Origin of the sequence: Fluviispira vulneris, assembly GCF_014281055.1 — a bacterium.
GTDB classification, from domain to species: domain Bacteria; phylum Bdellovibrionota_B; class Oligoflexia; order Silvanigrellales; family Silvanigrellaceae; genus Silvanigrella; species Silvanigrella vulneris.
This window is the reverse complement of the sequence record NZ_JACRSE010000004.1, coordinates 472,479-487,742: the sequence shown is the minus strand read 5'-3', so window position 1 is coordinate 487,742 and position 15,264 is coordinate 472,479. Positions and strand designations below refer to the sequence as shown.

The window sequence follows — 15,264 nt, the reverse complement described above, 5'->3', positions numbered from 1 at the left end:
ATCTCACAGGGCACTTGAAGACGACAAGTTCGATAGGATGGATGTGTAAGCGCTGCGAGGCGTTCAGCTAACCATTACTAATCGCCCTGACGGCTTGAGAAAAATATCACTTAACTTATACGCTTTTCTCCTTTACTTTCTTTCTTCTTCTTATTATCTCTCTTCTTCTATCTTAGTTTTTCGCTTTCGCTTTGGCTGTGCTGATTGCGACGGGGAAATACCGGATCCCATTCCGAACTCCGAAGTCAAGCCCGTATGCGGCAATGGTACTGCACTCTTAAGTGTGGGAGAGTAGCTCTGTGCAGCCTTTTAATTTTAAAGCCCCTCGGTTTTTACCGAGGGGCTTTTTTTTATAATTAATTTAATGAAATATTTTCATGCATTCAGATATTATTATAATTTAAAGTTTAATTATTAAGCATATCATTATAGCAAATTTTCTTTATTTTTAAGATGAAATAAAATATTTGACAATAACAAATAATTATTATATTTAATTTGAAATCAATCTTAATAAATGAGTTGTCCGTTAGGAGTGCGAATGAAAAATTCAAGTTTTATGAAATCCAGCGTTCTGTTATCCCTTTGCTCCGCTTTATTTTTAAACTCTTGCGCGTCTCTATCGGGTGAACCGAGCAAAGCAAAAATTGCAATAAATAAAAATGTTTCAATATCAAATTCTAAAGTTCTTGTTATGCCCGTTATTAGCATGACTAATAAAACGTTTAATAGTCCACTTCTTGATGCTAATTTTGCTCTCATTTGGGCGAATAATATTGGAAAGGAAAATGTTATTCCTCTCCCGTATGCAGTTTTAAAAGAAATTCCATTCTCATTAGAATCGATTAATATTATAGCGAAAAATATGATAGCAGAGGATAAAAAAGAAAGTATTGTAAAGTTAAAAGGAACACCTGCAGAAAAGTTTTTAAAAACAATCAGTGAAAAGTATGGAGATTATTCAATTGCTTTTGCAACTGTTTCAACTGATGAAGAATCATATGCGTTTTTAAAAGAGTTTAATTCTCATATGGGTTTATTGAATTTAAAAACTTTAACTTGGAAGTGGAGTTCTGAGAATGAATTCAAAAAAGGTATGATTTCTCTTCCGTTCAATGCTGCCGTACAAAAGGTAACAAGTTCAGCAATGAGTGATATTAAAAAGCAGAATCAAGAAAAGCTTTTATAGTAAATCGGAAATAAAAATATAATGGTAATAAATGGTCGGAGCGTCAGGACTTGAACCTGCGACCTCTTTAAGATTAAGTTAAGTTTTTATTTTTTATTACCTAAAAAGTTATTATAATTTTGAGTCATAATTTCATTTATAGAATATAACGCCATTTTATTTTCTGCATTTTCTGCCCAGTTATTTCTTATCATAGACTTCATTTTTTCATTCATAGAATGCATCGCTGTAAAGAGAAGAGGTACACTCAAATTGACAATAGACACGCCTAATTTTTGAAAATAGTCAACGGAGTGTTGTTTTATTTTTCCTCCTTCTACGATATTGACCATTATATGTGCTCTTTTGTTTACGAATTTTATAACATCTTGCAATTCAGATTCATCTATACCATCAACAAGAACAATCTTTGCACCTACCTTTATAAAGGCATCCAATCGCTTAAAGGCTTCTTCATTTTTGAGTGATGAATCGGTACGGGCAATGACTTGAACAGGGTAAGAGCTTTCGAGAGCAATGGTGAGCCGTTCAATAGATTCCTCTAATGGACGAATCTTTTTGTTTGCTAAATGGCCACAGACCTTATCATCTAATGTTTGATCTTCAAACTGGATGGCGGAAACGCCTAAGTTTTTTAGTTCAGTACAAGTTCTTCTTAATTGCTCTTTTCCTCCAAATCCTGAATCGATGTCGCATGTCAAAAATAAATTAGGATGATTCGATCGTATAATTTTAGCAGCATTTATAATCTCATTTGCATTGATTAATCCAACATCAGGCCATGCATATTGTGAATATGTGTAACCGAGTCCACTGATAAATAATCCTTTTGTCTCAGGAAATTTTGCAGCTACTGCAGCTGATGCAGCATCAAAAACGCCAACGTTAACTAAAGTGGAACCTTGATCTAAAAATTTTAAAAAATTATTTACGAAATATTGATTATTATCTTTCATCAGTAGTTTTATACCTCAATTTGTATGTTTTAATTTAAAGTATATGTAAACATGATTTTTTGAATTGTCAACTTATAGCTGTATTCATTGTTTTCAAAATTTGAACATTTTAATTAGTGATTGCCAAAATATAAACTTGACTTGTTTACCAAATAAAAAAAGAGTAATAAACTAAGAAGATAAAGAAATAAATTTCTAATAAAAATTAAAGGAAAATTATGTCATTTGATAAAATTTTTAAAAGAATTGAAAAATGGAAATCATTTAATATTTTGATATATTCAGTTATCTTCTATTTTATTATTACATCCATTATGCTCGGTTTCATTAAGCCTGATGGATTTGAAAAATTCTTTTTATTAGAAAAATCATTTAATGATATAGATATTTATATTAGCTTAGCTAAAAATGGATATAATTCTATTTCTGATTTTGCTATGTATCCTTTATGGCCATTAATAATAAAGGGAATAGCTACTGTTTTATCGACTTCTAATTATATGCGAGTTGCCAATTTTTCAGCTTTTTTTATTTTTTGCCTATCTCTTCCTTTCTTTTGGCTATGTTTAAAAAAATCTTTTGATAAAAGTACGGCTTTATTACTATATCTCTGTTTTGTATTTAATCCACTATCGATTTTTCATAGTATAGGCTATACAGAGAGCTTAGCGACACTTGAATTCAGTCTCTGGCTTTATTTTATAAAAAAAATATTAAATGAAAATATAGATAAAAAAAATTCTATATATTTTAATTCAAATTACTTTATAATATGTCTTGTGAGTTTTGCTTTAGGACTAACAAGACCGATCTTTGCACCATTTCTTATTTCAACATTGGTGACTCTATTTTTAATTTGGAAATTTGAGAAAAATTATATAAAATCAATGACTGTATTAATTTATACACTCCTATCTATGTTTTTAGGCTATTTAATCTATGCACTCTTTTCTCTCTGGAAAGGATATGGCCTCTTAGCATCTTATAGAGCTCAAAATTCATGGGATAGAGTATTAGGACTACATTGGGATGTGATTTTTTCACCTATATCTGTCGGAGGATCCGACAATGTTTTGAATTGGGATCTTCAGGCATTTTGGTTTCCACTAATATTCTTATTAATAGCACTGATTTTTACAATCAAAAAAAAATCACTATTTGCTCTTGAATATGATACTGGCAGTGTAAAAAAAGTGGACATCATTTTTTGGCTTGCTTTGCTTTTTTCGTGTGCACACAGTGCGATTCAATTTTTGAGTTATGATCGTTTTTTTAGCACATCACGATTTATATTTGCAATTCCTCTTTTCTATTATGTCATTGGTAGAATTCTTGAAATATTTTCTAAAAAAGTTCGATTGGTTATTCTATTAATTTACTTTGTTTATTCTTTAGGATTTTTTATTTATTGGTGGACACGTTATGCAAGGGGGGCTTGGATTGGCTAAGTTTGATTATTTAGAGCGGAAAAAAGGAATTCTTTTTACAATTAACAAAATTAATAATCACGACAATATTTAAACAAATATTGGTCTTAAAAGAGAAGAAGGTTTGTATAAAGGAACAATTTTTGGATCATCCATATAAAATGGAGAAGATAGATTTGTTATTAAATCAGATTCACGGGATGGGTATATTTTATTTAATTTTTCATTAGGTAGATATAGAAAAGATTCGCAATATTCAGGAAAAATTTTTAAGAAATTTTTATAATGGATGTATTGATTCGCGCCTCGCCAAGGATCATGTATCAACAGAGTTTGATTTTCTATACCTTTAATAACAACTGCATGAGGAACTTTACCATAGCAGATATTTATCGTTGATATAAGCGGTCCTTAGTAATAAAGTGCGTATGCAACCCAAGAACAGAAATGATTCATATTATTTCGAATTTGATTTGGTAAGTTAACTGTATTCAATCCAACATTTTGCAAATCATCATCAGAAACACCGGCAAGAATTCCACGTTTTTTAGAAAGTAGGCTATTAATGCTTTTGAGCTGTGTAATTAAAGCTGTGCTTGTGCCAAAATCAAGCATTTGAAATGAAGCTAGCATTTGAACACTTGTGTCACCACACGTATTTACTTTCTCTTGAAAGAAAAAATCGCAATTTAAATTGATATATGGCGGAAATTTTTTAGGAAATTTTGTAAGATATATTGGAAAATCAGTTAATTTTTTTCCGCTTAGCTTAATGAAATCAGTTTTAAAAAATTGTTGATTAGAATGCCAACCTGTAATTTTATTAAAAAGTACCATAATTCTTTCGCCTTAAATGATTTTAAATTAATTTTTTAAGTAACAGAGACTTAAGTTACCAAAACAATCAGTGTCATATCATGAAAGTTGAATATTTGTAACGATAACTCTGAATTTGGGAGTGGCATATGAAATTTTTATTTAACTAAAGGGATCTACATATGAAAAATTTGTATGAATTAAATAGTGTTCGGAGGAATTATATCTTATGGAAATGTAGACTCAAATTTACATTTATTCGATATCCTCTATAAAATGAACAAAAATTCTTAAAAATATTCAAATGGATTGATTTAAAATTTTCAAATATTCCTGGGGTATGCGACATACTCTATTTTTTTCTGGATCAAATGATACCATTTTTACTTTAGCTTCAGCATGCTCTATATTGTCACTTTGGGGTGACTTAAAAATGTACTTTAATTCAAAACTTGCCCCAGAGACATTTTCTACAAATTGCTCAATGATAATATTATTTGGATAATAATATGGTTTTTTAAAAACTATGTTACATTCATGAATGATAAGTTGAGTTTTATTCTTTTGTGTACACTCATAAAATATGCGCGAACGTGCCTCTGTCATAAAATCAAAGTATTTTGAATTGTTTAAGTGGTTATATGGATCTAGGTCTGTCCATTTAATAGCGATTTCAATACGATTCAGTAAACTCATTGTTTGCATAATATCAACTCCATCAGCTCAAAGAGTTTTTTTATATATCAAAAATTATCAAAAAGAAATTTATGATATACTTGAAGTTGAATATTTTAGACATGAACAATTAAGGAGAAAGAGTGCTTCCATCAATTTTTATATGTGGAATGTATCCATTATAAGTAATACTTCCTACGTATCCTGCTTTTCCAGTAAAGGACATGCCAATTGCACTTGGTGTAAATTTAGTTAAGACAAAATAATCGACATTAGCTGCATCATTAGTGAATACAATCCAATATTTACCTGGTTGTAGAAGAACGATGCTAGCTCCTTTAAAAAAGGCATTCAACTTATTATTATCACTATATGGGATATATGCGCTAATACTATCAGTTGCTGTACCTAATGTGACTGGATTGCCGATATTATCGTTATTATCTAAATAAACTCGAAATTTTGCAGTTGGTAGTTGTGAAAAACCATTGAAGGAATTTTGATCAACATCCAATTCTACAGAATCGATTATAGAAATTTTATCAATTGTGAATTGGTATGCTGACCAGACATTTATCCTAAATATGTTTGTAGTGTTTGGTGTGCTATTTAAATTGTTGAACAAGGTGCTTGCATACACATTTTGTAAAGTGAAGGCTATCAATAAAAAGAAGATATTTTTTAGCATATATCTCATACGTGTTTCCTCCAAAAATGTTTCTATCAATGAGCAAAATAAGCAAAGTCTTAATTTTTTATTTTCTCAAAATGTATGTTCTTTGATCAAATTATTTCTCAAAAATATTTTATTTCATGATGAACTTAAGATCAACTTGGAAAGAAGAATATAAAGAATTATAAAAAGATAAATTCATTTTGTAGATTAAAAAATTTTAGTTTAACTCTTTTCAGTTAATAAATGCCTATCGAATTTTTTGCTTATTAAATATTCCCATGCAGCAATTACTTCGTTAGGAATAATGCATTCTAGCTGATATTCTGATTTTGGATATTCAATTATTCTATGTAAATCACCAACCATTTCATCAATTAATCCAAAAATTCCAATTGTATTGGAAACACCCCATGGAAACTCAAATTCAGGAGCATCGACGTAGAAACTTATATTTAAATTATGTTTTGGTATGGATAATCTAAGTCGTCGCACTGTGTTTGCTTTCGTTATAAATAGTATATTTTTTGCATCTGGAAACTGTCTTGTTGAAAATATAATGTTTTCTGCAAGATTTGTAGCTTTCTCTTCTCTAAAAATTTTATTTGCAGGTAAATTGAGTTCGAGAGCTCTTTCGTAAAAAATCTCAGCTTCCGATCTATTCCACAAATGTTTGGTCCAATTTCCTGTATTGCCAGAGAATACTAATTTCTCAGCATAGCCTTCTTTTAAGAGTGAACATGCAAAATCGCAAACTCTTAAATCATAAGAGCCACAAGCAACAATGAGATCACTTTGTGCTCGTGATTTTCCTGCACAAAGAAAGTCCCAAAGAATTTTTGCATTTTGCAGAACACTTGTGCCATTTATATCTTTCATTGTGAGACTCTCCTTTTTAAAAGAAATATTTGTCTAAAGTGCTATACATTAAATTTTAATTTGAAAAAACAAATTAAAATATTTTTATTTAAATAATTTATTTGAGTAAAAAAAGGATCTATGCAGTCTTACTTTAAATGAGAGATTAATAAGATGGTATAAAATAATGAGATTATTTTATACCATCTTGAGCTCTATTATATAATTTATCTGTTAAATAATCTATTAATTTATTTTTATTTAATGTCTTATCAGGATTTAATAGATCTTTTTCTTTTATACCTATCCATTTTCCAAATGATCTATAGCCAGAGTCATCGAAGTATTTATCTGTTTCAGCAAATGAATATTGTATAACAAGACGAATAAATTCTTTATCGATAGACTTTAATTCATTTATTTTTTTCAAAAATTTTCCATTTGGTTTGGTTAGCAACCCTTCACGGTCGTAATCACCAAAATGATTTGTCGGTTTTCCATGCATTTCTAGCGCTGACCATGGAACACTTTTAAAATTCATAGAATCTTTGAAATAAGCAAAACTCCAGCCATGATCAACCTTTACAAATTCTTTTTTATTCTTTACGAGAGCAGTCCCTATATTTGCAGTATGCGTGTCATAATCTCCTAACCATAATGCAACAGCAATCACTTCTCCCAAATTCGTATTTAAGTTTTCACGAACGAATTTATTGAGTTTTGGAATATCAAGAACAAATATTTTTGGTCTCTCTTTAAAGCCCATAATTTTAAAAATTTCATTATATTGTTCAAAAAATATTGTCCCAACATAGACATCCATATGTAAATCTTTATTTATATGAATTTTGGGATTTATAGAATTATCTCTTTTAGCATAAAATACCGTCGCTCCATAACCTTGGAGGAAGCATGCATAAAAATTGGCTGCGATATATTCTGCAATATTTTCACCATCATTTCTCCCTTGCTTAAATAATAATTTTCTTGCTTTTCCATTGATGTCTATCTCGTATACTCCTGTTGCGGGAGCTGAGGCTGCTTGCCCACCTACTTTTCCAGACACTAATTTATAATCGTTTATAACTTGTGAAAATCCAGTCAATTCAGAATGAATATATGCAAAGCAACTATTCGCTTTATCTGTAACTGTAATGGGGACATTCGTAATAGATGGTGCTATCTCTTTTGTTTTATTCCGATCTGTATCGGATGATGGACTTATGTTTTTTGGTGGCTCAGAGCTATTTGAAGCAGTCCCACCGCTGCCTTTGCTGCAGGAAATATGGACTATTGAAATTAAAAGATATAAAATAAATAGTTTATTTTGATAAACTTTCATAATCATCCCTCTCATAATGTTTTAGCTTATCGACGTTGAGTTGAAGGATTAAAGTGGAATATTTTGCCTAGAAAAAGAGTGATAGTTTTTTGTGGTTATATATTTTTTTTGTTAATTTTAGGGTGTGTTCTCAAATATTGAAGAAGACTTGATTTTTGGCATGTTTCCCGCGGGAGCGATGTATGGAATAAATTAACCGGTGAAGTTGTCAAATCCATTGGATTTTCTCAATCAAGAAAACGATATGTGGAACATTTTTAATGGACTGCGTATAACCCGAATAATTTTAATGATAAACGGCGACAATTTTTTTGAGAAGAGAATGTCATTTTAAAGTTGATAAAGGTACACATTTTTTATTGAACTATTAATTTGCATGCATGAAAAAATATGGCAATGGCTTAAGTTATTTGATGGCAGCAAAGGATCTGAATCATTAATCTTATGCTTAGTCTCTGTAAATTTTCACATACACTCATCGATTAAATGATAAATGGAGGAATAGGGAATTCCACTGTGTTTTGAAAATCCAAGAGTGCAAGTCTCGAGGCATGTGTAACCTATATGACAATTTTCTGGAATCTGTTCCTGTAGATTCTTAAGAGCATTTATATTGAGTTCTGGATGAATAAAGCCCTTACTGCCAGCAAATCCACAGCATAAAATATCATTTGGAATAATAATATCAGATACACAGCGTTTAGCTAATGAAACAACTTCATCTCCTTTTTTTAATTTTGTTACACTGCAGTTAATATGGAGCATGGCTGTTTTTTCTTGCTTTTTAAGAGGGTAATTCTTTAGTTCATCGTGAATAAATGCAATTGATTCCTTAAAGTTTGGTAATTCTTCTACAAGATTTTTATACGCTAAAAATTCAAGTACACAGCTGGAATTTTCTACTAAAATAGGTGCTTTGCTGTTGCCTATTAGATCTTTTATTTTTTGGATAATGCTTTTTAATTTTTTTTCAGCAACTTTCTTTTGCCCCATGCTATCATACATAAGACCACAGCATTCATTGGTAAGACTTAAAAATATAACTTCATAATTGAGTTTACGCAATATGGACTCGAGTTTGTAAATCATTGTTGATTTTTGATTGTTATCAAATAATTTACTTGCGCACGAAGGGAAAATATAAACTTTTTTATCACTCATTTGTTGGCCTCAGTTAATCGATTTTACCTATTAATTTCAATGAATATTTTGCAATAAAATTTGTAATAGCGTGGAATTGAGCAAGTGAACTCCAGAAAATATACTTGAAAATATTTTGCTGTTCTGCACGCCAGTTTTTAATCACTTTTCCTGTATCGATCCCAACAGGACAAACCACTGCACACATTCCGCTTGCAGCACAAGTGTCCGAACCATGGTACTTAAATTTCTTTTGCATTGTTTTAAGAATTTTATATTGCATATTTACTTTAAATTCGTGCATCGTGCGTAAAGAAACTATTCTTTGACGTGGAGTTAAGCTTAATCCATAGGACGGACAGATTCTTTCACAGGCTCCACATTCTGTGCATTTGTCGAAAGCATTGTTTACTTCTTGCATGGTTTTTAAATTTTTTAAATGAATTTTTTTATCACTTGATAGAATGACATCGGGATTTAATATAAATTCAGGATCAATTATATTTTTTAAAGCAAACATAATAGCATTTGCCTCTTCACCCCATTCCATTGCGACAAAGGGGGCAATATTTCTGCCTGTCCCATGCTCTGCTTTTAGAGAGCCATTGTGTTTCTCGACAACCAGTTTGGCTAAATTTTCCATAAATAATTCATAATTTTTTATACTTTCTTTACTCGCAAAATCAAGTTCCATAATAAAATGCAAATTTCCATCTTTCGCATGCCCAAACAAACAGGTCTTTTCATAATTATGTTGAATAAAAAGGTCTTTGAGCTCATCAATGGCTATAGGCAGTTTTTCAATTGGAAAAGCTATATCTTCTAGCAATGCCATTGCATTTGCACTTCTGTTACCTTGGACAATAGGTAATATTTCTTTACGAATTTTGAGAATTTTTTTATATTTTTCATCTGCATAAAATTCTGTCATTCCCATAGAGCCAGAACTGTTTAAAATAATTTCGTTTAGTTCTAAAAGTTTTCTGCTTAAATCACGCTCGGAATCGGAACGAATTTCAATGATAAGAGCGCTCGTTGCCGAGGGATCAAACTCCTTTGGCATAAATTCTCCAAGATGCTCTATTGTGCAATTTAACGAAACATTATCCATAAATTCCACTGCCGAGGTCTCACAATCTTTTATACGTAACACAGCTTCCATGGCATAGCGGATATTTTTAAAAAAGCAGAGGGATGCTTTTTTATATTTTTCTTCATGAATTGTTGTGTATGTTATTTCGGAAATAAATCCTAATGTTCCTTCTGAGCCAATCATAAGATGTGATAATATATCGATTGGGTCAGTGAAATCAAGAAATGAATTTATAGCATAACCAACAGTATTTTTTATCGAGTATTTTGCACGAATTTTATTTACTAAATTGTCATTGCGTTTTATGGAAGATTGTATTCTAAGGAGTTCAGATAATAATTTCTTGTGAGTTTCTCTAAAAATTTTTATTGATTCTGGATCTCCTGTGTCCAATACAGTCCCATCATTTAAAATTATTCGGATGGTCTTCATCGTATTATAGCTGTTATTTTTTACTCCACAGCACATACCGCTGGCATTGTTTGCAGCAATTCCTCCTATTTTAGCAAAATCGATAGAGGAGGGATCGGGGCCGATTTTCCGATTGTATTTTGCAAGGTAGAGATTGGCATCCTTACCGATGACACCGGGTTGTAAAGAAATTTCTTTACCGTCATTAAAGATAGTATGCTTTCGCCATTTCCAACTGAGAACGAGAAGAACGGAGTCGGTGATGGCTTGACCTGATAGGGATGACCCAGCAGCACGGAAAGTTAGGGGGACCTGAAATTTTCTACAAAGTGATAATATTTTTTGTACTTCATTTTCAGTGTCAACAACAAGAACAAGTTTTGGAATAAGGACATAGTGACTTGCATCGTGAGCATACGCATTACAATAGAGAGGATCATTATGAATTCTATTTTTGGGTAGGATGGAATTTATTTCTTTCAAAAATAAATTCGGTAAATGAGAGTTTTTGGCTACAAATGTATTTTCGAGCATATTAACTAAAGATCTCCAAGATAATATTATAAGAAGTCTTAAACGTTCTAGTATAGTAAAAAAATACTGGACGAATATCAATCTTTTCTATATATATCTTAGATCTATGTAATTTATCTTTTATAAATTCATTTTACCTTAAGACTATTAAGAATATGACGAATCTCATATAAATTTCCACTGAAGCAACTCGCTCCTAGCATTACAGCTTCTTTTGGCATGCCATAAATGACTGAAGACGCTTCATCTTGTGTCATTGTCATGCAGCCGTTTTTCATTAATTTAAGCAGCCCTTGCGCACCATCATCCCCCATCCCTGTTAGAAGTATGCCAATACCTTTTGCATTTGTTCGTGCAAGTGAATCGAATAAAATATCGATGCAAGGTCGTAATTCTTTTTTTGCAGGTGACAAATCAGGTTCAACTTGTAATTTCTCTCCATATTTTTTGACCACGATATGGTTGTCACCATCGGCAAGATAAAAATGTCCACGCTGTAATTCCGGCCTTTTTTTGGGTGAGATATATTTTAATCCTGTGACTTGCTGAAGCTTTTCGATAAATTCAGGGGCAAATATGTGTGGTAAATGTTGAACAATCAGTATAGGAGGGAAATTCTGTGGAAAATTTTTTAATAACTCGGCAAGTGCTATTGTTCCACCTGTACTTGCGCCTATGGCAATAAATTGAGGAGAAAATGTATCTAAGTATTTGCGAATTTTTTGATTTTTTACTGTCAATAAATTTTTTTCGCTAGAATCAATGATTGTTTCTTCCAAAGATAAAAATAAATTCTTTAAATAAAGAATGATTTTAGATGACTGAGCTTCGAAATCTCTCCAATCGTGAAAATCTTTAAAAATTTGGCTTTCGTGAAAAGCGCTTAAGCTTTGCCTTAATTTAGAATTCGGGTATAAAATAGATTCTAGAACAAAAATTTTTTTATTATCTTTCGTAAATTGAAATAGGTAGTTTATCAATTCCTGTGTTTTGTATTCACTGTCAATTATTAATATCTTTATTTTTTTTAAAACTTGCTGATTTTTTAGATCTTGTAAATTATTTATTAAGATAAAATTTTTGAACTCTTTTTGAATCCGATCTGAAAATTGTTTAATTTTCTGTTGTTCAGCACAAGAATAAATTGCTATACATTCATTTTTATCTTCTATATTTATTGTGTTTTTATCTATATTTAATTTATAAATCGAATTTCCAATATGCATTAGATTTAATTTATTCTCATCTATTTTTTCACTGTGGCCAAGGAATATAAGACTGTTTCCGTGCATTAAGCTTTTAAATTTTGTGACTATATTTTCTGAAGCGATTTGATCAAAATAAATAAATAAATTTCTGCATAGAATTATATCAAAAATATTATTCTGATTATCAGAAGGATTTAAGTTTTCCGTTTCGGGTAGAAAACTGCAATTTCTGATGTCACCTTCAAAAAAGGTGCAACGTGAGCGAATTTTTTTACTGAGTGCAAAGTAATCTTTTGTTTCATTTTCTCCGAGCAAAATTTCTGAGTGAAACTGGTATGGGATATTGCTTAACTCGGACTTTAGATAAATGGCATTTTTGCATTTTTTAATGGAATAGGAATCGATATCAAAGCCGTATATGATAAAATCTATGTTTTCCATGCTTTCACAGATTGAGTTTAGTATTAAGGCAACAGAATAAACTTCTTCACCCGTTGAGCAAGGGATAGATAAGACCCGAATTATTTTTCGATTGTGCGTTTGAATTAATTTTTTGACTTCATCGATCAGAATTGAGAAATGCTCAGATTCTCTGAACCAGCCTGTAGTGTGCACTGTAATAGCGGACAAGAATTTATGATACTCCGCTTTACAATTATGAATGAGAGTTAAGTATTCTTTTAAATTTGCAACATTTGCACGACAGATAAGTTGACTCACATTATTTAATATATAATCGCGAATTTGTGGTGAATTAGAATGCATGCCCGTAAGATCATAAGTTAGACTTAATAAATATTGCACTTCATCGAAGTCTAGCTCAATTCTCATAATTTTTTATTTTCTTTAAATGAAATATGATCTGCGTTTAATTCACATTTTTCGTATTCTTCATTATGAGGCTTTGCTGCACTTTTCTCAATACTTGCTATTAATTTATTAACTTCAGCATTTGAATTTGCTATGTTTTCTACTTCTTTATTTTCGTGCGGTCTCTCTTCTTCCCAAGACTCAGAAAGATTATCTATTAATTGAGTTTCTTTTGCTTTTTTAGAAGTGAATTTGATATTGCCAAGAATTAGGACCTGTATCGCTTTCATAATTTTTTCAACAATCATTCCTTCATTTTTTAACTCTTTTGCAAGCTGTTTAGCTTCGTATGCTGAGGTGTTATTTTGTTTTGTTGCTTGATCCATTTTTGACATAGCTTTTACAACTTGTTGAACACCAATTTGTTGCTCTTTTGTTGCTTGAGTAATACCTTTTAGACGCTCATTTATACTTTGAATTTCTTGTGAAATCGTGACGAATTCTTTTGCTGCTTCGAGCGAAACCGATTGGGCATCAACAATTTTTTTCGATGTGATATCTATTATTCTAGAAACTTGATTGTGGCTATCTTGTAACAGAATTTGAATTTCTTTCGCAGCACTGCCACTTGTTAATGCTAAATTACCTACTTCTTCTGCCACAACAGAAAAGCCTTTTCCTTGTTGACCTGCGCGCGCTGCTTCGATTGAAGCATTGATAGACAAAAGTTGAGTTTTAAAAACTATTTCATTAATGATTGAAGTTTTATTTGCAACCTCGGTTATTATATTAGGCATATTTTGTAGATCTGTGTTTGCATTTTGAATTGATTCCATTGAGTTTGTTAACTTATCCATTATTAAATTGCCTTTGTCTGTTTTATCTTGCACAGTAGAGGCAAAAATACTGCAGTCTTTAACATGCTCAACTGTCTGAGTGATCATACTTGATATTTCACTCATTGCACTGACGCTTTGTTGCATGGCATCGGTTTGATCATTTGTAGCATTTGCCACTGTTTCTGAAGATATTGCGATGTTATTAGCGGTTGAAAAAGTTTTGGCGGCTGATATTTTGAGATGTTCGCTGATATTTATAAATTTATTACTGATTGTATTGATAATGAAGAAGCCAATTAAAATTGATAATAAACCAAGGGCAAGTATAGTCATAATAAAGTTATATTTTAATCTATGAATTTGACTGAAAAAGGAATCAACATTCGAGTGAATGAGCACTGTCCAGCCAATAGAAGGTATCCATTTGGGGGAATCAATAAGTGCATATCCACCTATATAATCATAATTTTTCCTTGGACTATTTGCATATGATATGCCAATGGTTTTTTTGCTAAAAATGTCTTTTTGCACAGGATTGCGTTCAAAAAAATTATATTTATTAAGAATATTGAAATCTCTTTTAAATTCAGTAGAACTATTGAAAGATGGATCATATTCAGAGATGATAAATCCATTTGCATCAATTAAAGAAATGTCTGCTTGGGGGTAACCTTGCTTCGTTAGTTTCTTATGAACAAGCTTTAATTCATCTTCCAAATAAGAAAAATTTGCTCGATTGGTAATTATACCAATCATTTTTTTAGACTTATTATAAACTGGAGCGCTAAACGATGTTGTGTACGCATGATCGCCAAAAACTTTAGATACAATTGGATCTTCGCTTGGTCCTTCAAAATATGTGCCTTGAAATGTTTTTTCAGAATCTTCGGTGAACTTCTTCATTAATACATTTTGAAACCATTTTTCTTTGGCGTAGTTTTCATTTTTTAATAATTGATTGTTAATTTCTTTGCCTTTGGGTGATAATGAATTTGAAGCTATAAAATTACCATTCATATCGACATATAAAATTATGTCATAAATTCCATATAGAGTCGAATATTGATTTAATGCTTCTTGCATTTTTTTCTTGTCATTTTCAGCAAAAACAGGATTGATAGCAAAAGCTTGGACATCTCCATAGCGTTCATAAAATTGAGCTGCGATTGCATTCCCTAAGTTGAGTGATTCTGATTCCAAAATATATTCCATTTTTTTCATTATATCTTTGCTATTGTTCAATTGCTGGTATATTGAGACAAAGCAGAGGGTAAAAATAATTAAAAAAATTGA

Annotated in this window: 13 protein-coding genes and 2 rRNA genes; 4 read left to right on the top strand and 11 right to left on the bottom strand. The window is 31.1% G+C overall.

The window, feature by feature from the left end:
- The 3 genes from H7355_RS15920 to H7355_RS11410 form a co-directional block, all read left to right on the top strand.
- A 23S ribosomal RNA gene (locus tag H7355_RS15920) occupies positions 1–102 on the top strand; the annotation flags it as partial.
- A gap of 91 nt (positions 103–193) precedes the next feature.
- A 5S ribosomal RNA gene (gene rrf / locus H7355_RS11415) occupies positions 194–308 on the top strand.
- Between the two features lie 233 nt (positions 309–541).
- Positions 542–1,189, top strand: a complete 648-nt coding sequence (locus H7355_RS11410) for a hypothetical protein (RefSeq protein ID WP_186647549.1) — start codon at positions 542–544, stop codon at positions 1,187–1,189.
- Positions 1,190–1,275: 86 nt separating this feature from the next.
- On the opposite strand, the gene H7355_RS11405 is transcribed toward H7355_RS11410, so the two are convergent.
- Positions 1,276–2,145, bottom strand: coding sequence for an isocitrate lyase/PEP mutase family protein (locus H7355_RS11405; RefSeq protein ID WP_186647547.1), 870 nt, complete (start codon positions 2,143–2,145; stop codon positions 1,276–1,278).
- Positions 2,146–2,363: 218 nt separating this feature from the next.
- On the opposite strand from H7355_RS11405, the gene H7355_RS11400 reads away from it, so the two are divergent.
- Positions 2,364–3,593, top strand: coding sequence for a hypothetical protein (locus H7355_RS11400; RefSeq protein ID WP_186647545.1), 1,230 nt, complete (start codon positions 2,364–2,366; stop codon positions 3,591–3,593).
- A 69-nt stretch (positions 3,594–3,662) separates the two neighbouring features.
- Here the strand turns inward: H7355_RS11400 and H7355_RS11395 are convergent, their stop codons facing one another.
- The 10 genes from H7355_RS11395 to H7355_RS11350 all read right to left on the bottom strand — a co-directional run bounded on the left by H7355_RS11395 (position 3,663) and on the right by H7355_RS11350 (position 15,171).
- Positions 3,663–3,899 carry a hypothetical protein gene (locus H7355_RS11395; protein ID WP_390808413.1) on the bottom strand — a complete coding sequence of 79 codons (237 nt, stop codon included), beginning with the start codon at positions 3,897–3,899 and terminating at the stop codon, positions 3,663–3,665.
- Between the two features lie 84 nt (positions 3,900–3,983).
- Entirely contained in the window at positions 3,984–4,409 is a 426-nt protein-coding gene (locus H7355_RS11390; RefSeq protein ID WP_186647543.1) for a hypothetical protein, read from the bottom strand.
- Positions 4,410–4,688: 279 nt separating this feature from the next.
- Positions 4,689–5,093, bottom strand: a complete 405-nt coding sequence (locus tag H7355_RS11385) for an acyl-CoA thioesterase (RefSeq protein WP_186647540.1) — start codon at positions 5,091–5,093, stop codon at positions 4,689–4,691.
- A gap of 100 nt (positions 5,094–5,193) precedes the next feature.
- A complete protein-coding gene (locus tag H7355_RS11380) occupies positions 5,194–5,760 on the bottom strand; it encodes a hypothetical protein (RefSeq protein ID WP_186647538.1) in 567 nt (188 codons plus the stop codon).
- 201 nt (positions 5,761–5,961) lie between these two features.
- Positions 5,962–6,615, bottom strand: coding sequence for a YdcF family protein (locus H7355_RS11375; protein ID WP_186647536.1), 654 nt, complete (start codon positions 6,613–6,615; stop codon positions 5,962–5,964).
- A 172-nt stretch (positions 6,616–6,787) separates the two neighbouring features.
- The gene (locus H7355_RS11370; RefSeq protein ID WP_186647534.1) at positions 6,788–7,936 is read right to left on the bottom strand and encodes a hypothetical protein; all 1,149 of its coding nucleotides are present in this window, start codon (positions 7,934–7,936) and stop codon (positions 6,788–6,790) included.
- Between the two features lie 465 nt (positions 7,937–8,401).
- Positions 8,402–9,097 (bottom strand): (Fe-S)-binding protein, encoded by a 696-nt coding sequence (locus H7355_RS11365; protein ID WP_186647532.1) that lies wholly within the window; start codon positions 9,095–9,097, stop codon positions 8,402–8,404.
- A 13-nt stretch (positions 9,098–9,110) separates the two neighbouring features.
- Positions 9,111–11,114 carry an FAD-binding and (Fe-S)-binding domain-containing protein gene (locus tag H7355_RS11360; RefSeq protein ID WP_186647530.1) on the bottom strand — a complete coding sequence of 668 codons (2,004 nt, stop codon included), beginning with the start codon at positions 11,112–11,114 and terminating at the stop codon, positions 9,111–9,113.
- A gap of 128 nt (positions 11,115–11,242) precedes the next feature.
- Entirely contained in the window at positions 11,243–13,153 is a 1,911-nt protein-coding gene (locus H7355_RS11355) for a chemotaxis protein CheB (RefSeq protein ID WP_186647528.1), read from the bottom strand.
- The gene (locus H7355_RS11350) at positions 13,150–15,171 is read right to left on the bottom strand and encodes a methyl-accepting chemotaxis protein (RefSeq protein WP_186647526.1); all 2,022 of its coding nucleotides are present in this window, start codon (positions 15,169–15,171) and stop codon (positions 13,150–13,152) included. Before H7355_RS11350 ends, H7355_RS11355 begins: the two co-directional genes overlap by 4 nt.
- Between the last annotated feature and the right edge of the window lie 93 nt (positions 15,172–15,264).